A 19207-nucleotide genomic window follows, 5' to 3' on the forward strand; every position below is an offset into this window, starting at 1 on the left:
CGCTGTCGGGTCAGACGCGGTCGGCGGCGATCAGGACGTACTGGAAGGAGCCGTCCTTGTACGACTCGATGAACGCCTCCTCGATGCCGGTGACCAGCGAGGACGTGGCCCGCAGCTCCCAGTAGGGCAGGGTGTCCGGCGTGAGGTCGATGACGGCCTGCGGGACGAGCCGGTTGTCGGCCATCGCGCGCAGGTACTCACGGCGGGAGTGGATGTTGCACTCGAAGTGCGCGTTGATCTGGGAGACCCACTTCGAGGGCTGGCCGTACTTCGGGTTCCAGCAGCCGGTGATGGTCACGTAGCGGCCGCCGACCTTGAGGAACCGGGAGTGCTCGGCGAACAGGTCGTCCAGGTCGACGTACATGCTCGACTCGTTGTTCCACGAGGCGGTGATGCTGCCCTTCTCGAAGGGGGTGTCGAGCATGTTGCAGACCTGGGCGTGGACGTGCTCCTCGATGCCCAGCTCCTTCGCGCGCTTGTTGCCGAAGTCGGCCTGCGTGGAGGAGAGGGTGACGCCCTCGACCTTGCAGCCGAAGCGCAGGTGGGCCATGACGCTCGAACCCCCGCGGCCGCAGCCGGCGTCGACGAGGGTGTCCTCGCGGCCGACGGTGCCCAGGTGGTCCAGGAGGAGCTCGGCCTGCGCCGACTCCAGGCGGTGCAGCTCGGCGATCAGCTTCTTCTCGTACTCGCTGTCCTCGACGTCCCCGAGGGCGGCGTGGTCGACGGCCCCGATGCCGTAGTGGTGGTGGTACAGCCCGTCGACATCACCGAGGCGCAGGTTCACGGGCCTCGCCTCGGCGTTCCAGTAACGGGCGATGTCTCCCTGGTACGGCGTCGCCGGGCCGGGGACGAACGCGGAGGTGCCGTTGACGGTGGGGAGCTCGGTGTTGGTCACAGATGAATCCGTTCTTACCAGAAATCGGGCAGGCTGTAGCGGTACGTGTTGGTCTGGTGCCAGTAGTGGTTGCCGTCCACCCACACGGCCACTCCCTTCAGGAAGCGGAGGACACTGGGGACGGGGCAGGCGGCGGCCAGTTCCGCGGACGCGGCCTCGAAGTCGCGCATGAGGTCGTTGTGGACCTCGACGGCCTTCAGATAGGCGTCCTTCTCCGAGAGGGACTCCTGCTCGGCGAGCACGACGGGCAGGTTCATGTGCCGGCCGGGACTGGCGAGTTCCTTGGTGTACGAGTACAGGTCGTTGACGATGGTGCTGGCGTTGCCGGCGAGGGCCAGGACCCGCTGCATGGCCGGCTGGGCGTGCAGGTCGGCGGGGAGTTCGTAGCCGCCGACGGTGTCGGTGATGGTGGGACACGGCCGGAAGTTGTTGAACTGCCGCATCACCAGGTACTCCCACACCTCGGGCGTGTGGTCCGTCTCGGCCCACGCGCCTTCGGCGAGGTAGCCCAGGTGCAGCCGGGCCATGTCGTGCCGGAACCGGTCGGCCTGGGAGGGGGTCGCCTGCCGGACGAAGTACTCCATGGCGGAGCGGTAGGCGCGCCGGGGCGCGTCCGCGCGGAGCGACTCCGCCCACTGCGGCTGGTACTCCGCCGTCGAGTGCAGCGGGTCCAGGGCGGTGTGCGCGAGGAGCAGGCGCCCGCCCAGGCCGATGGGCGAGCCGCCGTGGTCCTCGCAGTAGATGTCGTCGACGGCGTTCTCGGCGACCATCAGCCGGGTGGCGACCATGAGGTGCTCGACGGTCGGGGCGTCCGGGTGGCAGGCGACCATGTAGCGCCCGACGGAGAACCCGTCGAACTGGCCCTCCCAGTCCTCGGGGAACAGCTGGACCTCGTCGACCGCCCACGACTTGATCCGGAGGCTGACCTCCTCCACCCGCACCGGGTCGGGCTCCGGGATCGGGTGCCAGTAGAGGCCCGGGATGATCAGGGCGTCCGCCGGCGCCGCGGCTGGGGGCGCCGGGGGTGCCTCGCGGGGGAGCTCCTCGCGCGGGACCAGGGACAGGCTCGCCGTGCCCAGGCCGGTGGGACCGCCCAGGACCCTCGTCACGTCGGGCCGGACGGCGGCGGGTTCGGCCGGGGGCACCGCGGTGGGGACGTCGGTGGGGACGGCCTGCGGGTGGGCGAGGCCGAGGGCCTCGGCCTCGGCGCGGGCCGCGGCGGCGGCGAGGACGTGGGTCCCGAAGTGGGCCGAGGCGCCGGGCAGGCTGGACTGCAGAGGGGAAAGCCCGGGATCGGGCATCCGTGACTCCTTGGGAAGAGGGGTGGGCCGTCCCGGATTCCGGGCACGCCGGCCCGGCCCGGATGGTCCGGGTGGTGGTGGCCTGCGGGGGGCTAGTCGCGTCGGCGCGCGATCTGCACGTTCTCCAGGACGCCGAGCGCGTTCGGGACCAGGACGGCGGCGGAGTAGTACGTCGTGACGAGGTACGACATGATCGCCTGCTCGCTGATGCCCATGAACCGCACCGACAGACCCGGCTCGTACTCCTCGGGCAGACCGGTCTGGCGCAGACCGATGACGCCCTGGTTGTCCTCGCCGAGACGCATGGCGAGGATCGAGCTGGTGTTCTCCTTGCTGATGGGGATCTTGTTGCAGGGCAGGATCGGCACTCCGCGCCAGGCCGGGACCCGGTGCCCCTGGAGCTCGATGGTGTCGGGGTAGAGCCCGGCACGGTTCCACTCGCGCCCGATCGCCGCGATCGTCCGCGGGTGGGCGAGGAAGAGCTTGGTGCTGCGGCGGCGGCAGAGGAGCTCGTCGAGGTCGTCCGGGGTGGGCGGGCCGGAGTGCGGCTGGATCCGCTGCTTGAAGTCGGCATTGGGGAGCAGGCCGAACTCCGGGTTGTTGATGAGCTCGTGCTCCTGGCGCTCGCGGAGCGCCTCGATGGTGAGCCTGAGCTGCTCCTCCGTCTGGTTCATCGGCCCGTTGTAGAGGTCGGCGACCCGGGTGTGGACCTTGAGGACGGTCTGGGCGACGGAGAGTTCGTACTCGCGCGGCCTGAGCTCGTAGTCGACGAAGGCGCCGGGGATCTCGGCCTCGCCCTTGTGGCCGGCCGACATGGCGATCTCGGCCTCGCCGTACTTGTTCTGCCGCTGCTCGGGCAGCGAGCTGAACTCGTGGATGTGGGCCTGGAGGCTCGGCGCCGAGGCGAGGACGTGGGCGAAGTCGGCGCGGGAGAGGGTGAGCAGGGTGCCGGAGGTCTCGGCGGTCGCCGTGTAGTCCCAGCCGGCGTCGCCGTCGAGCAGGGCGTTCTCGCCGAAGCGGTCGCCGTCGGCGAGCGTGGCGACGGCGACCTCGTCGCCGTACTTGCCGACGGAGGTCTGGTTGACGCGGCCGTGGGCGATCAGGTGGATCTGCTCGGCGGGCGTCCCGCGCTGGACGAGCACCTCGCCGGCGTTGAAGTCGCGCTGGACGCACCGGTCGGCGAGCGCGTGGAGCACGTCGACGTCCTCGAAGCCGCGCAGCAGGGCGAGTTCGCCGAGTTCGCGGGGGATGACGCGGACGCGGGAGCCGTCCTGGACGAAGTCGATGCGTCCGTCGCCGACGGTGTAGCTCAGCCGGCGGTTGACCCGGTAGGCCCCGCCCTTGGTCTCCACCCAGGGGAGCATCCGCAGCAGCCAGCGGGAGCTGATCTCCTGCATCTGCGGGGCGGACTTGGTGGTGGTGGCGAGGTTGCGGGCGGCCGCGGTGCTCAGACTGGACTGCCGGGGCGGCGCCGACTGTACGTCCGGGCGGTCGTCAACGGTCATCGGGCGAGCTCTCCTTCGCGAGGGCGGTTTTCGGCACGCGGGGGCTGAAAAACGGTGAAAGAAGATAAAGGGGGGCGAAGATCCGGGAATCCGTCCAGATCTCGGGGAACAGTAACGGCCGCCGAGCCCGCCTCGCTGAGGGAGTCCGAGAGCATTACCTCCTTGTGGTGATCTTGCTCGAAACGATGTTTATCCCGGTGGCCAGCAGGATTCAGGCCAACCGACGGAGAGTCGGCCAGCGACGCGCCACGGATCCGCCGCTTCGGTCGCCCGCGGGCCCCCCGGAGCGGGGGGCCCGCGGCCCCGGGCGCGCGCGACTGGTCCGTCCGGGGGAAGCGTTCGCCTTCGCGTGCGTCGTGTTGACCGGGTGTCAGCGCTTCAGCTGTCCGTCCAGCCACTGGAGGACCTCGGGCGTCACCGGGTCGGTGATGTCCGCGAACTCGTCGTGCTTCTTCAGGAACTTCGCCACGTAGGGGCAGACGGGGACGATGCGCATCCCGGAGGCGCGGACGTCGGTGAGGGCCTGCTCGACGAGGATCGAGGCCAGGCCCTGACCCGCGTAGGCCTCGTCGACCTCGGTGTGGAAGAAGACCCGCCGGTCGTCGCGGTCGCGGTAGGCCGTCAGGCCCGCGCGTTCGCCGTCGACGAGGATCTCGTACCGGTGCCGGGGGTCCACGCGCCGGACGACGGGGGTGCTGGCCTGCTCGGTCATGGGAGTGCCTTTCGTGGGTGGGCGGGTCGATGGGAAGGAGAGTCGCGGGTCGGTGGTGCGCGGGTTCCCGCGCGGGGCGGTCCGGGCGCCGGGGAGGGCGGGGGCGGAGAGGCGGTCGCCGGGCGGCCGTCGACCTCGCCGAAGCGGTCGGAGGCCTTCTCCCCTCCTCGCGGACCTCGACGACGCCCTCGTGGCCGCGGCCGGTGAGGTTCCGCCACGACCCGCGCGGACACCGCATCATCCCAGGTCAGTGACCCTTGCGCCAGGCATGGATCAGCAGGGGGCCGGCATCGGCGCCCGGGTGTTCCCGCGACCGTCCGGTGCGCGTGCGAGGCCCTGCGCCGAGCAGGGCGCGCCCCGGCCCCGCGGCCCGCTTCGGTGGAGGCGCGTCGGCGGAGCCGGTCCACGCCGTCACCCGGTGCCGCGGGACGGAGACCTCCGCGAGGGCGGGACCCGAGACCGTCGGCCGGCCCCCGCGGAGGACGCTCCCGGCACCCGACGGCACCGTCCGTGACCTTCCCGTCCCCACGGGTCAGTGGCGCGTCACGCGGTCGCGCCCTCGCGAGCCGGCAGGCGTGCTCCGGCACACGCGGAGCCCACTCGTCACGTCGCTGAGCGGGCCCCTCGCGGATACTCTGGGATTCATGATCGAGTCCGGAGGGCCGGGGCTCCGTCGGAGCCACGGCTACGGCAGGCTCGTGCGGCTGTCGCCGGTGATTCTGACCGTCGTGATCGCCGGCCTGGCCTACGCCACCCCGCCGGAGCTGGCCTTCAGCCGGCTCCTGCCCGCGGCGCCGGCTCTGGCCGCCTCCATGTGGCCGGTCCTCCCGACCGTCCTCCTCGGGACCGTCTGCCTCCTTCTGATGATCGGCCTCAGTCTCGTCTTCCCCGACCTCGGGACGTGGTGGACGTGCGGGGGGATCGTCGCGGTCACCGTGGCCGCCGCGTACGGGAGCCACGTCCGGCTCCAACGGGAGCGCACCCTCTTCCAGGTACGGCTCGTCGCCGACGCGGCCCAGCAGGTGGTGCTGCGGCCCCTGCCGCACCGTTTCCGGAACGTCGAGGTCGAATCGCTGTACCTCGCGGCCGCCGCGGAAGCGCGGATCGGCGGGGACTTCTACGAGGTGGCCGACACGCCCTACGGGGTACGGCTGCTCATCGGCGACGTACGGGGCAAAGGCCTGCCGGCGGTGGGGGCGGCCGCGGCGATCGTCAACGCCTTCCGGGAGGCGGCGCACGGCGAGGCCTCCATGGCCGACATCGCCCGCAGGCTCGACGCCAGCTGTGCCCGGCACAACGCCGCCCATCCGCCCGAGGCACCGATGGAACGCTTCGCCACCGCGCTGCTCGTCGAGATCCCGCATCGAGGCAACCGCATCACCATCGTCAACTGCGGACACCCCCCGCCCCTGATCCACACCCTCAGGAACGTGCGCGTCCTCGAACCGTCCGCCCCCTCCCCCCTGCTCAGCCTCGCGGAACTGATCGGCGACCAGTACCGGGCGGACACCTTCGACTTCGCTCCCGGGGAGGTCCTCCTCCTCTACACGGACGGGATCGCCGAAACCCGCGCCCGGGACGGCGAGTTCTTCCCGCTGACGGCATGGATGCGCCGACAGCCCACCACTCCTCCCCGTGATCTGCTCACGGCCCTGCACCACGAGCTCCTCCGTCACAGCAGGGGCAACCTCGACGACGACATCGCCGCCTTGGCCGTACGCCTGCACACGCCGTGAGCCGTGCCCGTGGGCGAGGTGTCGCCGCATGGCGGCGCGTGGCCGTCAGGGCACGGGCAAGGCCTGTTCCGCCCAGATCGTCTTCCCCGTCGGCATGTAGCGCGTACCCCAGTGCTCGGTGAGCTGGGCGACCATGAACAGTCCGCGTCCGCCCTCCTCGTCGCTGCCCGCGTAACGGGCATGCGGTGAGGTGTGCTGCGAGTCGGAGACCTCACAGATGAGGGAACGGTCCCGGATCAACCGCAGTCCGATCGGGCCGGAGGCGTGACGGATCGCGTTGGTGACCAGTTCGCTGACCACCAGTTCCGTGGTGAAGGCCAGATCGTCCAGTCCCCACCGCTCCAGCTGTTCCGCGGCCATCGCACGCGCGCGTGCGACGAGCGCGGGGTCCGAGGGCAGCTCCCAGGTCGCCACCTGGCGCGCCCCCAGCGCACGGGTGCGCACGACGAGGAGCGTCGCGTCGTCCTGCACCTGGTCCGACGCCAGCTCCGCGACGATCTGGGCGCACAACCGGTCGGACGACGATCCCCGCTGCTCGCCCAGTACGGCCGCCAACCGGTCCAGCCCCACCTCGGCACCCTTCCCCCGGGCCTCCACGAGGCCGTCGGTGAACAGGACGACCAGGCTTCCCTCCGCGAGCTCCACTTCCACGCCCTCGTACGGAAGCCGCCCCACGCCCAGAGGAGCCCCCGGCGGCAGACGAAGGAAGCTCACGGGGCCGTGCGGCTGCATCACAGCCGGCGGCAGGTGTCCCGCCGCCGCCCAGGTGCTCTTCCGCGAGGCCGGATCGTAGATCCCGTAGACGCACGTCGCTCCGACGGCACCACTGCCCTCCCCGTCCTTCCCGTTCTGGTCCGACGCGTCCTTGCCGACTTGATCGTTCAGCCTGGCCAGGAGTTCGTCGGGCGCGAGGTCCAGCTCCGCCAGGGTGTGCACCATCGCGCGCAAGCGTCCCATGGTGGCGGCGGCCCCGAGTCCGTGGCCGACGACGTCCCCCACGACGAGTCCGACACGGGCCCCTGAAAGCGGAATGACGTCGAACCAGTCGCCGCCGGCGCCGAGGTGGCTGTCGGCCGGCAGGTAGCGGCTCGCCGCCTCGACCGCGCTCAGCTCGGGCAGTGATCGCGGCAGCAGGCTGCGCTGGAGCATGAACGCGGCGGTGCGCTCCCGGCGGTACCGCCGGGCGTTGTCGATGCATACGGCGGTCCGCGACGCCAGCTCCTCGGCCACGGACCGGTCGCCGTCGTCGAAGGGTTCCGATTCGTCGCCCCGCACGAAGGTGACGAGGCCCAGGGGCGTCCCCCGCACGATCAGCGGGACGTACAGCCGGGTCGGCGCGACTGCGGCGTCCGCGGTCGACCGGCCCCCGGCCAGGCTCTCGGCCTGCGACGATCCGGCGGGGTACGCGACCCGCTCGCCCACCCGGGCTGGTTCTCCGTCGGAATCGGCCACGCGTACGAGGTCCCATGCCGTGGCGGGCTTCGGTTCCTCTCCCTCGAGCACTTCCGCCGCCACGTCGACGAGCACGGCGTCGGCGTACTCCGGCACGGCGGTCTTCGCGAGCTCCGCCGCCGTTCCGGAGGGGTCGAGCGTCGCCCCGATCCGCGCGCCGGCCTCCGCGAGGAGCGCGAGGCGCTGCTGCGCACGGTAGTGGCCGGTGACGTCGATGGACTGCTCGCACACGCCCACCGGCTCTCCCCGGCCGTCCAGCAGCCGGAAGTAGGACGAGGACCAGACGCGCTCACGCCGCGGGTCGGCCGGGGCCCGCCCCCGGAAACGCACGTCGATGACCGGCTCACCGGTCTCGAGGATCTGCTGCACGAACTCCTCGGGCGGCGCCAGGTGCTGGGTGGTGAGGACGTCGCCGGGAAAGAGTTCGGTCATGGAGCGGCCCAGCGATGCCGCGAGGTCGCCGCCGAGCTCCCGGACACTGGACGCGTTGGCCCACAGGAGGCGCGCGCCGGGACCGTAGATGCTCAGCGTCACCGGCGACTGGGTCACGAGCCCCTGCAGCATCGCCTGACGGGTCTCCCACCAGCGGAGCCCCTCCAGCTCGGTCGCCATGAGGACGGCGGAGGGGGCCCGGCCGGTGGGGTCCCCGTCGGAGGCGGGGGTCAGGGGATGCAGGGTCACCGCCACACGTACGGTGTCCCCGCTGCGGTGGCGCACGTCCACGACGGCACCGCGTGTCCCGTCGAGCCGCAGCCGCTGGTCCGGCGGCCGCTCCGCCGGTCCGTCGCGCTCGGCGCGCGGGGTGACGAGCAGGTCCGCCGCCCGGCGTCCCAGCACCTGCGCAGCGGGATACCCCAGGAGGGCCTCGGCCTCCCGGCTCCACCCGACGAGCACCCCGTCCGCGGCGAGCAGGGCGAAAGCGGCCGGGGGCGGACCGAGGTGCCCGTCTTCGTCCGCCCCGGCGGGAGGAGTGAAAGGTAGCCCTTCCATGCTCCCATCATCCTTCCGAGCGGTCGGGACCGCAGTGCGCTCGATCCGGTCCGGGCGGTCCGGGATCTGCCGAGCCGGGCGACGGGCGGCCCCCGGCCTTCGAGACGCGGTGCCCGGTCCGGTTCCCGGAGGTACTCGTCGGCCCGGTCGGCCCGGCGCACCGCCTCGTCGGGGACGGGGCCGTCAGCCCTTGGCCGATTCCTTGAGCGCCACGTTGAGTTCGAGGACGTTCACGCGGGGCTCGCCGATGAAGCCGAGGACGCGGTCGTCGGTGTGGTCGGCGACGAGCCGGTCGACCTGGGCGACGGTGAGGTGGTTCTTCTCGGCCACCCGATGGACCTGGATCTTCGCGTACTCGGGAGAGATGTGCGGGTCCAGGCCGGAGCCGGAGGAGGTGATCGCGTCCGCGGGGACGTCGGACGGCTTCACCGTGTAGCCGTTCACCGAGTTGTCCCTGACGACGGCGGCCTTGGCTTCGGTGACCCACCTGACCAGGTCCTCGTTGTCGCCGGAGCGGTTGGTGGCGCCGGAGAGGATCAGCTCGTACTGCGTGTTGACGCTGTTCACACCGAGTCCGTTGGACGGGCGCGGCTGGAACCAGCGGAGATCCTCGTACGACTGCCCGATCAGTGCCGAGCCGACGACCCTGCCGCTCGCGTCCTTGATCTCGGAGCCGTTCGCCTTTCCGGGGAAGGCCGCTTGGGCGACGCCGGTGACGGCGAGCGGGTAGAGGACGCCGGTGATCACGGTGAGGGCGAGGAGGGCGCGCAGGCCCGCCCAGAGCACACGGCCGGTGTTCGCTGCTGAGTCGTTCATCGTGGGTCAGCACTCTTTCTGGTCAACGCAGCCCGGGGACGAGGGAGAGGAGGAGGTCGATGAGCTTGATGCCGATGAACGGCGCGATCAGGCCGCCGAGTCCGTAGAGGCCGAGGTTGCGGCGGAGCATCGAGTCGGCGCTGCTCGGCCGGTAGCGCACGCCCTTGAGGGCGAGCGGGACGAGGGCGACGATGACCAGCGCGTTGAAGACGACGGCCGAGAGGATCGCGGACTCGGGCGAGGCCAGGCCCATGACGTTGAGCTTGTCGAGCGAGGGGTAGGCGACGGCGAACATCGCCGGGATGATCGCGAAGTACTTCGCGACGTCGTTGGCGATCGAGAAGGTCGTCAACGCGCCTCGTGTGATGAGGAGCTGCTTGCCGATCCCGACGATCTCGATGAGCTTGGTCGGGTCGGAGTCGAGGTCGACCATGTTGCCGGCCTCCTTCGCGGCCGACGTGCCCGTGTTCATCGCGACACCGACGTCGGCCTGGGCGAGGGCGGGGGCGTCGTTCGTGCCGTCACCGGTCATCGCGACCAGCTTCCCGCCCGCCTGCTCGCGCTTGATGAGGGCCATCTTGTCCTCGGGAGTGGCCTCGGCGAGGAAGTCGTCGACACCCGCCTCCTCGGCGATGGCCCTGGCGGTCAGCGGGTTGTCGCCCGTGATCATGACCGTCTTGATGCCCATGCGGCGCAGCTCATCGAACCGCTCCCGCATGCCCTCCTTGACGACGTCCTTGAGGTGGACGACGCCCAGGACGCGCGCGCCCCTGTCGTCCTCCACGGCCACGAGGAGCGGCGTGCCACCGGCCTGGGAAATAGTGTCGGTGACGTCCTGGGCGTCCTCCGCGACTTCGCCGCCGCGCTCCTTCACCCATTCCACGACCGAACCGGCCGCCCCCTTACGGACCCTGCGGCCGTCGACGTCCACGCCCGACATGCGGGTCTGGGCGGTGAACTCGATCCACGTGGCGTGGGCGAGCTCGCCCGGGTGGCGCTCGCTCAGCCCGTACCTCTCCCTGGCGAGGACGACGATCGAGCGGCCCTCGGGCGTCTCGTCGGCCAGTGAGGAGAGCCGGGCGGCGTCGGCGACCTCGGCTTCCGTCGTCCCCTTGACCGGGACGAACTCGGAAGCCCGCCGGTTGCCGAGGGTGATGGTGCCGGTCTTGTCCAGCAGCAGCGTGGACACGTCGCCCGCGGCCTCGACGGCACGGCCCGACATCGCCAGGACGTTGCGCTGCACGAGCCGGTCCATGCCGGCGATGCCGATCGCGGAGAGCAGGGCGCCGATCGTGGTGGGGATCAGGCAGACGAGAAGGGCCGTGAGGACGATCGTCGAGGTCTGCCCGTCGGCGCCCGCGTAAATCGCGAAGGGCTTCAGCGTGACCACGGCGAGCAGGAAGACGATGGTGAGGGACGCAAGGAGGACGTCGAGGGCGATCTCGTTGGGGGTCTTCTGCCGTGCCGCGCCCTCGACCAGGTTGATCATGCGGTCGATGAACGTCTCGCCGGGCTTCGTCGTGATCTCGACGACGACCCGGTCGGAGAGCACCTTCGTGCCGCCCGTCACCGCGCACCGGTCGCCGCCGGACTCACGGATGACGGGGGCGGACTCGCCCGTGATCGCGGACTCGTCGACGCTCGCGACGCCCTCGACGACGTCGCCGTCCCCGGGGATGACGTCGCCGGCCTCGCAGACCACGAGGTCGCCGACGCGCAGCTCGGTGCCGGGCACCCGCTCCTCTCCCGTCTTCGTCAGACGGCGGGCGACGGTGTCGGTCTTGGCCTTGCGCAGGGTGTCGGCCTGGGCTTTGCCCCGGCCCTCGGCGACGGCCTCCGCCAGGTTGGCGAAGACCGTGGTCAGCCACAGCCAGCCGGTGATCGCCCAGCCGAACCGGTCTCCGGGGTTCTGGACGGCGAGCGCGGTGGTGACCACCGAGCCGACGAGCACCACGAACATGACCGGCGACTTGACCATCACGCGCGGGTCGAGCTTCCGGAGCGCGTCCGGGAAGGAGGCGATCAGCTGCCGGGGATCGAACAGGCCGCCGCCGACCCGCCCGGGAGCGTGGTGCCCCCCGGGCAGGTCCTCGTGGGGCGCCGTGGTGGGAGCAGTGGTGACGGACATGTCGTCCTCGTGGTCCTTCAGGTCGTGGGTCATGCCGCGAGCCCTTCGGCGAGCGGGCCGAGAGCGAGGGCCGGGAAGTAGGTGAGACCGGTGATGATCATGATCGTGCCGACCAGGAGGCCGGTGAACAGCGGCTTCTCGGTCCGCAGGGTGCCCGCGGTCTCGGGCACGGGCGTCTGCCCGGCCAGGGAGCCGGCCAGCGCGAGGACGAACGCCATCGGCAGGAACCGGCCGAGGAGCATCGCGATGCCGATGGTCGAGTTGAACCACCGGGTGTCGGCGTTCAGACCCGCGAACGCGGAGCCGTTGTTGTTGGCGCCCGAGGTGTAGGCGTAGAGGATCTCGGAGAAGCCGTGCGCGCCGGAGTTCGTCATCGAGTGGGACGGGGTGTCCAGGACGAACGAGGCCGCCGTGAAGCAGAGGACCAGCGCCGGAGTGATCAGGATGTAGAGGGCGGCGAACGTGATCTCGCGGGTGCCGATCTTCTTGCCCAGGTACTCCGGGGTGCGGCCGACCATCAGGCCGGCGATGAACACCGCGATGATCGCCATGATCAGCATGCCGTACAGGCCGGAGCCGACACCGCCGGGCGCGATCTCGCCGAGCTGCATGCCCAGCATCGTGATCCCGCCGCCGAAACCGGTGTACGAGGAGTGGAAGGAGTTCACCGCTCCCGTCGAGGTCAGCGTCGTGGCCACCGCGAAGATCGACGAGCCGCCGATGCCGAAGCGCGTCTCCTTGCCCTCCATCGCCCCGCCCGCGAGCTCGAACGCCGCTCCCTTGCCCGCGAATTCGGTCCACATCATCAGCGCGGTGAAGCCGAGCCAGATCACGGCCATCGTGCCGAGGATCGCGTACCCCTGCTTCAGGGACCCGACCATCCGGCCGAAGGTCCGCGTCAGCGCGAAGGGAATGACGAGGATCAGGTAGACCTCGAAGAGGTTGGACAGGCCGTCGGGGTTCTCGAAGGGGTGGGCCGAGTTGGCGTTGAAGTACCCGCCGCCGTTCGTGCCCAGCTCCTTGATGACCTCCTGCGAGGCCACCGCCCCGCCGTTCCACTGCTGCGTGCCGCCCGCGAACTGCCCGACCTCGTGGATGCCGGAGAAGTTCTGGATCGCGCCGCACGCCACCAGGACGAGGGCGCCGACCACCGAGATCGGCAGCAGGATCCGCACCACGCCGCGGACCAGATCGGCCCAGAAGTTCCCCAGCTCACCGGTACGGGACCGGGCGAAGCCGCGCACCAGCGCGACCGCGACCGCCATGCCGACCGCCGCCGACACGAAGTTCTGCACGGCCAGGCCGCCGGTCTGCACAACGTGGCCCATGGCCTGCTCGCCGTAGTACGACTGCCAGTTCGTGTTGGCGACGAACGACGCGGCCGTGTTGAACGCCTGGTCCGGGTCGATCGACACGAAGCCGAGCGAGCCCGGGAGCGAGCCCTGAAGGCGCTGCAGCAGGTAGAGGAAGAGGACGCTCACCGCGGAGAAGGCGAGCACTCCGCGCAGGTACGCCGGCCAGCGCATCCCCACCGAGGGGTTCGCGCCGATGGCCTTGTAGATCCACTTCTCGGGCCGGTAGTGCTTCTGCGAGGAGTACACCTCGGCCATGTGGTCGCCGAGCGGACGGTAGGAGAGACCGAGGGCGACGGCCAGGGCGAGGAGCTGGAGTATTCCAGCCAGAACGGGACTCATGGCCGTACTCAGAACCTCTCCGGCTTGACGAGGGCGAGGACGAGATAACCCAGCAGGGCGGCCGCGACCAGTAGGCCGACGATGTTCTCGGCACTCACAGCTTGGCCACCCCCTTGGCGATGAAGGCCACCAGCGCGAAGACCGCGACCGTGGTGACGACGAAGGCCACGTCGGCCATCGTGAGCTCCCGGAAGGAAGAAGAACGGATACTCGGACCAGACGAGGAAACAGCCTTTCGGCCACGAAACCGCTCTCGTTGACGCCCCTCTTACGGCCCCTGACGTGCTCTTGACGCCTCACCCACGGCTTCGTGCCCCCTTGACGCGAAACCGGGTCGCCCTTCCCGCCCGCTCCCCTCGGCAAAACCGCACAGGAACCGCGTCAGGGCTCCCGGGAGTCGTCCGGCACCGAGCGGCGTGCCGAACGGAACGCGGGCCGCCCGGCGTTCACCGGCGACGACCGCGAACGCGTCACGGACCGAGAACGTCGAGAACGCCATGACGCACCTCGCAGGACCGAGCGGCGGCCCCACGTGTCCCGCCTCCGTCCGGGACGGCGTCGGCGACATCGGGCGGAGGGGGCTTTGACGAAACCCCGATGAGTACGGGGAGCGGGTCCGCTGGTCCTGCGGGAGCCGCTGCCCCGGCTTCTGCGGGTCCGCGTGGCAGACCGCGACCACGAGGACCTCGCCGTGGCGTCCTCACTCCGTGGGGTCCTCCGCTCCGCCCCGGACGCTGTGGGTCACCTCCGGCGTCGGCGCCGGCGGGTGGGCGGGGCGTCGTCGGCGCAGCCATGCGTAGAGCATCAGACACGGCAGCAGCATCCCGGCGACGGTGAGGACGAGGAACGCCGGGAAGCCGGTGATGTGGCTGACCAGCCAGTCGAAGTTCTGTCCGAAGAAGCCGACCACGAAGGACAGCGGGAGGAACACGCTCGCGAGGATGGTGAGACGCTCCATCGTGGCGCTCTGCCGAAGGTTGATCTTGTTCTGCTCGACGGAGATCACCGCGATGTTCGCTTCCAGAACGGTGGTCAGGAGGTCGCGCTGGGCCGCGACCTCCTCGTTGACCAGCAAGAGGTGGTCGTGCACGTCGCGGATGTACGGCAGGAGCGCGGGCGGCGACTTGCCGGGCTGCAGGCGCCGTCCGAGCACGGCGAGGAGCGGGTGTACGGCGCGGTAGAAGTCGGTCGCCTCGCGGCGGAGGAAGTAGATCCGCTGCGTCGGGGCGACGGCCCCGGAGAACACGGTGGCCTCGATCTGCTCGATGTCGCGTTCGAGCTCCTCGACGACCGGGGCGTAGCTGTCCACCACCTGGTCGAAGATGGCCCACAGCGTGGAGGTGCTGCCGGTCTTCAGCAGTTCGGGGCGGCTTTCGAGACGGCTCCGTGCTCCGTGCAGCTCGCTCGCGATGCCCTGGCGCACGGTGATCACGAAGTGTTCCGCGAGGAAGATGCTGATCTCGCCGGTGTCGATCTCCTCGCGCTCGTCGTCATAGCGTGCCGTGCGCAGGATGATCAGTTCGGTGCCGTCCTCGTACTGCTCGGCCTTCGGCCGCAGGTGGAACGTCCGGGCGTCCTCGACGGCGAGCTCGTGCAGTCCGAAGACCTCACGGACCCGGGTCAATTCCTCAGGACTCGGTTCGAAGACGCCCAGCCAGACGAACCCGCCCAGCCTGCAGTGCGCGGCCGCCTGCTCCAGCGGCATCGCGCCCTCGTGCTGCCGACGTCCGTCCTGGTAGTGCGCGCAGTCGACGATCATGGCCGCCACCTCCTCACGGCCGGCCGACGTGCGCCGTCTCTCGCCCACCGGGGGCGTAGCGCACCGTACCGGCCTCACAGCATGAGATGCTCCTCCGACTCATCGCGAATGTCCTGACGGCCGGTGCCGGCTCCGCGGCCGGTGGCGGATCGTGGACGGCGCCTGTCGCGGTACCGGCCTGATCGTTCGGCACCGGAGGGGAGCCGGCCGCCCCCTCCTGGGTGGTCAGGAGGGGGACGACGCCGGGCACCGAAGGGTCAGGGCCCGTGCCGAGCGCACGTCTGCCCGGACGAAGGACCGGAAGATCCTGCGCGTTCTCCGTCGACGAGACGAGGGCCTTCAGGACGTCGTGGCGGGCACGCGTCGGCCGTTGCGCGCTCGCGAGACGAGCACGGCGACCACGATCAGCATGGCCAGGCCGGCCGAGATCCAGTAGCTCGTGCCGTAGAGGCTCCTCTCGGCGACCTCGACCTCCGTGCCGGGAACGGAGACGACCGAGGCGCTCAGCACGCCGGTGATCAGTGCCGATCCGAACGCGATGCCGATCGCCATGGCGGTGCCGGCCACACCCGCGGCCATCCCGGCCTTCTCCTCGGGCACCGCCATCTGGGCGATGCTGAAACCGGCCGCGTACCCCATGCTGCACCCGAGGCCGATCACGCCGGCGCCCACGAGATAGTGCCACGGACGGTCGTGGGCCGGCGCGAGCCAGGCGAGTCCCACGGCGCTGAGGAGCGCCCCCACCACGAGCACGGAGGCACCGCGCCCCTTGGCGACCAGGCGATCGACCACCTTGCCACCCACCACGAACATCACCGCGAAGGGCACCATGAGCCGGCCCGTCTGCAGCGCGGTGCGCCCGAGACCGTACGCGTCCCCGGGCGGGAGGGAGGAGGGGACGACCTGGCTGTACGTGCTGAGCAGCAGCAGGAAGGCCGCGTTCACGGCGCCGAACGCCGCCATCGACAGGCACGCCACGGTGACGAGGGGCGACTTCAGCAGCACCACGTCGAACACCGCGGCCGGGGACTTCCGCTCGACGCGCGCCCACAGGAGTCCACCGACGACACCGGCGATCAGCGGGATGACGGCCGCGCCGCCCCACACCAGGCCCTGCGTCAGAGTGAGCAGCACCGCTCCGACCCAGGTGATCAGCCACACCGTGCCGAGCAGGCCGATGCGACCGCCGGACTCCGCCGGCGGGACATGGGGGATGGCCGCGAACGAGGCGATCGTGGTCGCCGCGCACGCCGCGGCGAGGATGCAGAAGAACGTGCGCAGGGACAGGGTCTCGACGATGAGCCCGCCACCGATCATGCCCACGACAATTCCGATTCCCGAGGCGACGACCAGGACGCGGACCGCCGTGACGATCCCCTCCTCCCCCAGGTTCCGCCGCAGGAAGCCCAGGGGCAGCAGTTGGGCCGCACTGCCGAAGCCCATGACCGTGGACCCCACGAGCAGGGCCGGGTACGAGTCGCCCACGGCGGGGACGAGCGCTCCGACGGCAAGACACCCGGAGGCGAACACGGACGCGTGGCGATCGCCTGACACGTCGGCGAGCCGCGGAAGCAGGATGTAGCCCGCGCCTCCCCCCAGCGTGAGCAGAGTGAAGATCCACATCGTGGCGGACACGGTGGTGAGTCCGTACTGCGCCTGGATGACCGGCAGGAGCGGGGGCAGGATGAACATGATCGCGTTGGTCAGGATGACGAGCAGGGTGCCGACCGCGACGAGCGATCCCCTCCGCGGCGCACTGCGCGGCCTCAACTCCCCTGTCAGGCCGACCGGTTCGTTGATCTCAGTCATGTCAGTCTCCGAAGTGGTTGTTTGCGGGACCACGCATGCACCGGTACGGCCTGCCGCCGGAATCGGCGGGCCGTACGCACGGACAGCCGCCCGGTCGGGACGGGGTCCCGTGGGTGCCCGGACGGCCCCTACCGGGGCGGCGGTGGACCTTCGGGCCCACCGCCGTGAACTGCTTCACGCCACCGTGACCGGCCACGCGTCGTGGTGCGTCACGGACCGCCGGCGCCGACCGGCTCCGTCCCCGACGGTCACGGCGCCGTCGTCGCGGCGTCGGCCGGCACGACGGCCGTCCCTCGCGCCCGAGTGGCCACGATGGGCTCCGCCAGCACCTCGGCCCGGCCGCTGTCGTCGACGGACCTGCAGATGATCCGCAGCTCGAAGTCGACGGTCCTGCTGCGCCTTCCCTTCGACGCCAGGCGCGCCTCGACCTCGACCACGTCGCCGCCGCGGACCGGGGCGAGGAACTCGACCGCCGCGTACCCGGCGAACAGGCTCTCGTGGCCGTCGATGGTGATCGCCAGGTGCGTTCCGGCGTCTCCGAAGAGCTTCAGCCCGAAGGCCCCGTCGACGAGGTTCCCCGCGTAGTGCGCCTCGGAATGGGCGACGTAGCGCTGGTGCACGACCTTCATGCGATCTCCCTGTCGATGCGGCCGAGGCGGCGGGCGACGGTCTCGCCGTCGAGCTCGATGCCCGGGTAGCCGCGCTTGGCGAGCTCGGTGCACATCCGGCGGTACTTGCCGACACCGCCCACGTAACCGAGGAAGGTCGTCGGCTTGCCGGACACGTTCGAGCCCCGGTACCAGGAGTCGGCGATCGCGTAGAGCGTCTGGTTCACCGTGTCTTCGGTGATCTTCACCCAGTCGTCCTGGGCCTCGGCCGTCGGCTCGATGACGTCGGCCCCCGCCGCCTTGGCGTGTCCGATCAGATCGGCGATCCAGTCGACGGCCTGCTCGATCGTGACCACGACGTTGCTCGCGAGCGCGGGGCTCTGCGGTCCGCCGATCATGAAGAAGTTGGGGAACCCGGCGGCCATGACTCCCAGGTACGTCCGGACTCCGTCGCTCCACGCGTCCTGCAGCCTGCCGGCCTCCGGGGTGGAGACGTTCAGCGCGAACAGCGGGCCGGTGAAGGCGTCGAACCCGATCGCCAGCACGATGGCGTCGACCTCGTAGGAGCCGCCCCTCGTGACGATGCTGTCGCTCGTCATGGTGTCGATCGGCTCGTCGCGCAGGGAGACCACCGAGACATGGGGCCGGTTGAAGGTCTCGTAGTAGTCGGTGCCGAAACAGCTGCGCTTGGCGCCGAGCGGGTGGAAGCGGGGTTCCAGGACGGCCGCGGTCTTCGGGTCGTGGACGATCTGGCGGATCTTCTCGCGCACGAACTCCGCCGCGGTCTCGTTCGCCCTCGCATCGGTCAGCAGATCGGAGAACTCGCCGCCGACACCGTTGAATCCGCTGCGCACGTAGGCCCGTTCGTAGCGCTCACGCCGTTCCTCGTCGGAGACGTCGAACGCCGCGGCGTCCGGGATGCGGTCCGGGATGCCACCGAGCGAGTGGCGGCACTCCTCACGGATCGCCGTGTAGTTGCTCTTGATCTCGTCGAGGTAGTCCGCCGACAGCGGGGCGTTCCGGGCGGGGAACACGTAGTTGGGGGTGCGCTGGAACACGGTGAGGTGCTCGGCGACCTCGGCGATGAGCGGAATGCACTGCACCGCGGACGATCCGGTGCCGATCACGGCGACGCGTTTGCCCGCCAGGTCGCTCAGCGGAATGTTCCACCGGCTCGTCGAGACCGTGGTCCCGGTGAAGTTCTCCAGGCCCGGCACGTCGAAGTCCTTGGGCGTCGAGAGACCGCCCGAGGCGGCGAGCAGGTGACGGCCCCGCCGGGTCTCGCCGGAGTCGAGGGTCACCTCCCAGAGCCGCTCGTCCGGGAGCCAGGTCGCGGAAGTCACCTTGGTGCCGAAGCGGAAGTGCCTGCGCAGGTCGAAGCGGTCCGCGACGTGGTTGATGTAGCTCAGGATCTCGGCCTGCGGAGCGAAGCGCTCGCTCCACGTCCACTCCTGCAGAAGCTCCTGACTGAACGAGTAGGAGTAGTAGATGCTCTCGACGTCGCACCGGGCGCCGGGGTACGTGTTCCAGAACCAGGTGCCGCCCACGTCGGGCGCGACCTCGAATCCTGCGAATGTCCAGCCCTTCTCGACGGCCTTGTAGGCCGCGTAGAGGCCTGAGAATCCCGCACCGACACAGAGGAGGTCGACGACGGGTGCGGTGGGTGGAGCGGTCTCAGTCATGCGTGTGCCTTCGGATAGTCGAAATGCGGATGACATCGGGCCGTCAGGGCTTCGCCTCGGCGGGGGCCGTTCGCCCCTCGGCGCATCAGAGCGCAAGTCTCAGTCAAACGACTTAGTCGT

Annotated in this window: 14 protein-coding genes; 1 reads left to right on the forward strand and 13 read right to left on the reverse strand. The window is 70.5% G+C overall.

Translation table 11 applies throughout. The annotated features are described in order from the left end of the window. Positions 1–10 precede the first annotated feature (10 nt). The 4 genes from ACFYUZ_RS18475 to ACFYUZ_RS18490 all read right to left on the reverse strand — a co-directional run bounded on the left by ACFYUZ_RS18475 (position 11) and on the right by ACFYUZ_RS18490 (position 4413). Positions 11–895, reverse strand: coding sequence for a geranyl diphosphate 2-C-methyltransferase (locus ACFYUZ_RS18475; protein ID WP_389310435.1), 885 nt, complete (start codon positions 893–895; stop codon positions 11–13). Between the two features lie 14 nt (positions 896–909). Beyond that, the gene (locus ACFYUZ_RS18480) at positions 910–2196 is read right to left on the reverse strand and encodes a family 2 encapsulin nanocompartment cargo protein terpene cyclase (protein WP_389310437.1); all 1287 of its coding nucleotides are present in this window, start codon (positions 2194–2196) and stop codon (positions 910–912) included. Positions 2197–2288: 92 nt separating this feature from the next. Beyond that, positions 2289–3701: a family 2B encapsulin nanocompartment shell protein gene (locus tag ACFYUZ_RS18485; RefSeq protein ID WP_389310439.1), complete on the reverse strand. Its 1413-nt coding sequence runs from the start codon at positions 3699–3701 to the stop codon at positions 2289–2291. Between the two features lie 370 nt (positions 3702–4071). Further along, the gene (locus ACFYUZ_RS18490) at positions 4072–4413 is read right to left on the reverse strand and encodes a GNAT family N-acetyltransferase (RefSeq protein WP_389310441.1); all 342 of its coding nucleotides are present in this window, start codon (positions 4411–4413) and stop codon (positions 4072–4074) included. Between the two features lie 644 nt (positions 4414–5057). Here ACFYUZ_RS18490 and ACFYUZ_RS18495 point away from each other — a divergent pair. Further along, the gene (locus ACFYUZ_RS18495) at positions 5058–6149 is read left to right on the forward strand and encodes a PP2C family protein-serine/threonine phosphatase (RefSeq protein WP_389310443.1); all 1092 of its coding nucleotides are present in this window, start codon (positions 5058–5060) and stop codon (positions 6147–6149) included. Positions 6150–6194: 45 nt separating this feature from the next. On the opposite strand, the gene ACFYUZ_RS18500 is transcribed toward ACFYUZ_RS18495, so the two are convergent. The 9 genes from ACFYUZ_RS18500 to ACFYUZ_RS18540 form a co-directional block, all read right to left on the reverse strand. After that, positions 6195–8591, reverse strand: a complete 2397-nt coding sequence (locus ACFYUZ_RS18500) for a SpoIIE family protein phosphatase (protein WP_389310445.1) — start codon at positions 8589–8591, stop codon at positions 6195–6197. Between the two features lie 183 nt (positions 8592–8774). After that, positions 8775–9407 (reverse strand): potassium-transporting ATPase subunit C, encoded by a 633-nt coding sequence (locus tag ACFYUZ_RS18505; RefSeq protein ID WP_389310447.1) that lies wholly within the window; start codon positions 9405–9407, stop codon positions 8775–8777. Positions 9408–9429: 22 nt separating this feature from the next. Next, positions 9430–11568, reverse strand: coding sequence for a potassium-transporting ATPase subunit KdpB (gene kdpB, locus ACFYUZ_RS18510; protein ID WP_389310449.1), 2139 nt, complete (start codon positions 11566–11568; stop codon positions 9430–9432). Continuing rightward, the gene (kdpA, locus tag ACFYUZ_RS18515; RefSeq protein ID WP_389310451.1) at positions 11565–13229 is read right to left on the reverse strand and encodes a potassium-transporting ATPase subunit KdpA; all 1665 of its coding nucleotides are present in this window, start codon (positions 13227–13229) and stop codon (positions 11565–11567) included. The genes kdpB and kdpA overlap by 4 nt, the downstream gene beginning before the upstream one ends. 8 nt (positions 13230–13237) lie before the next feature. After that, positions 13238–13327, reverse strand: coding sequence for a K(+)-transporting ATPase subunit F (gene kdpF / locus ACFYUZ_RS18520; protein WP_033204243.1), 90 nt, complete (start codon positions 13325–13327; stop codon positions 13238–13240). Positions 13328–13929: 602 nt separating this feature from the next. Then, entirely contained in the window at positions 13930–14988 is a 1059-nt protein-coding gene (locus ACFYUZ_RS18525; RefSeq protein WP_389310453.1) for a magnesium and cobalt transport protein CorA, read from the reverse strand. A gap of 339 nt (positions 14989–15327) precedes the next feature. Further along, positions 15328–16797 (reverse strand): MFS transporter, encoded by a 1470-nt coding sequence (locus ACFYUZ_RS18530; RefSeq protein ID WP_389310455.1) that lies wholly within the window; start codon positions 16795–16797, stop codon positions 15328–15330. A gap of 248 nt (positions 16798–17045) precedes the next feature. After that, complete coding sequence (locus ACFYUZ_RS18535) at positions 17046–17426, reverse strand: hotdog fold domain-containing protein (RefSeq protein WP_389310457.1); 381 nt, start codon at positions 17424–17426, stop codon at positions 17046–17048. Next, entirely contained in the window at positions 17423–19087 is a 1665-nt protein-coding gene (locus ACFYUZ_RS18540; protein ID WP_389310459.1) for a flavin-containing monooxygenase, read from the reverse strand. Before ACFYUZ_RS18540 ends, ACFYUZ_RS18535 begins: the two co-directional genes overlap by 4 nt. Positions 19088–19207: the final 120 nt, after the last annotated feature.

Source organism: Streptomyces sp. NPDC004266, assembly GCF_042874095.1.
Taxonomy (GTDB): domain Bacteria; phylum Actinomycetota; class Actinomycetes; order Streptomycetales; family Streptomycetaceae; genus Streptomyces.

What these genes read in the sequence shown, in the direction of transcription:
- ACFYUZ_RS18480 (WP_389310437.1), bottom strand. Translation starts at nt 2,196, where the DNA reads ATGCCCGATCCCGGGCTTTCCCCTCTGCAGTCCAGCCTGCCCGGCGCC.
- ACFYUZ_RS18485 (WP_389310439.1), bottom strand. Translation starts at nt 3,701, where the DNA reads ATGACCGTTGACGACCGCCCGGACGTACAGTCGGCGCCGCCCCGGCAG.
- ACFYUZ_RS18490 (WP_389310441.1), bottom strand. Translation starts at nt 4,413, where the DNA reads ATGACCGAGCAGGCCAGCACCCCCGTCGTCCGGCGCGTGGACCCCCGG.
- ACFYUZ_RS18495 (WP_389310443.1), top strand. Translation starts at nt 5,058, where the DNA reads ATGATCGAGTCCGGAGGGCCGGGGCTCCGTCGGAGCCACGGCTACGGC.
- ACFYUZ_RS18500 (WP_389310445.1), bottom strand. Translation starts at nt 8,591, where the DNA reads ATGGAAGGGCTACCTTTCACTCCTCCCGCCGGGGCGGACGAAGACGGG.
- ACFYUZ_RS18505 (WP_389310447.1), bottom strand. Translation starts at nt 9,407, where the DNA reads ATGAACGACTCAGCAGCGAACACCGGCCGTGTGCTCTGGGCGGGCCTG.
- kdpB (WP_389310449.1), bottom strand. Translation starts at nt 11,568, where the DNA reads ATGACCCACGACCTGAAGGACCACGAGGACGACATGTCCGTCACCACT.
- kdpA (WP_389310451.1), bottom strand. Translation starts at nt 13,229, where the DNA reads ATGAGTCCCGTTCTGGCTGGAATACTCCAGCTCCTCGCCCTGGCCGTC.
- ACFYUZ_RS18525 (WP_389310453.1), bottom strand. Translation starts at nt 14,988, where the DNA reads ATGATCGTCGACTGCGCGCACTACCAGGACGGACGTCGGCAGCACGAG.
- ACFYUZ_RS18530 (WP_389310455.1), bottom strand. Translation starts at nt 16,797, where the DNA reads ATGACTGAGATCAACGAACCGGTCGGCCTGACAGGGGAGTTGAGGCCG.
- ACFYUZ_RS18535 (WP_389310457.1), bottom strand. Translation starts at nt 17,426, where the DNA reads ATGAAGGTCGTGCACCAGCGCTACGTCGCCCATTCCGAGGCGCACTAC.
- ACFYUZ_RS18540 (WP_389310459.1), bottom strand. Translation starts at nt 19,087, where the DNA reads ATGACTGAGACCGCTCCACCCACCGCACCCGTCGTCGACCTCCTCTGT.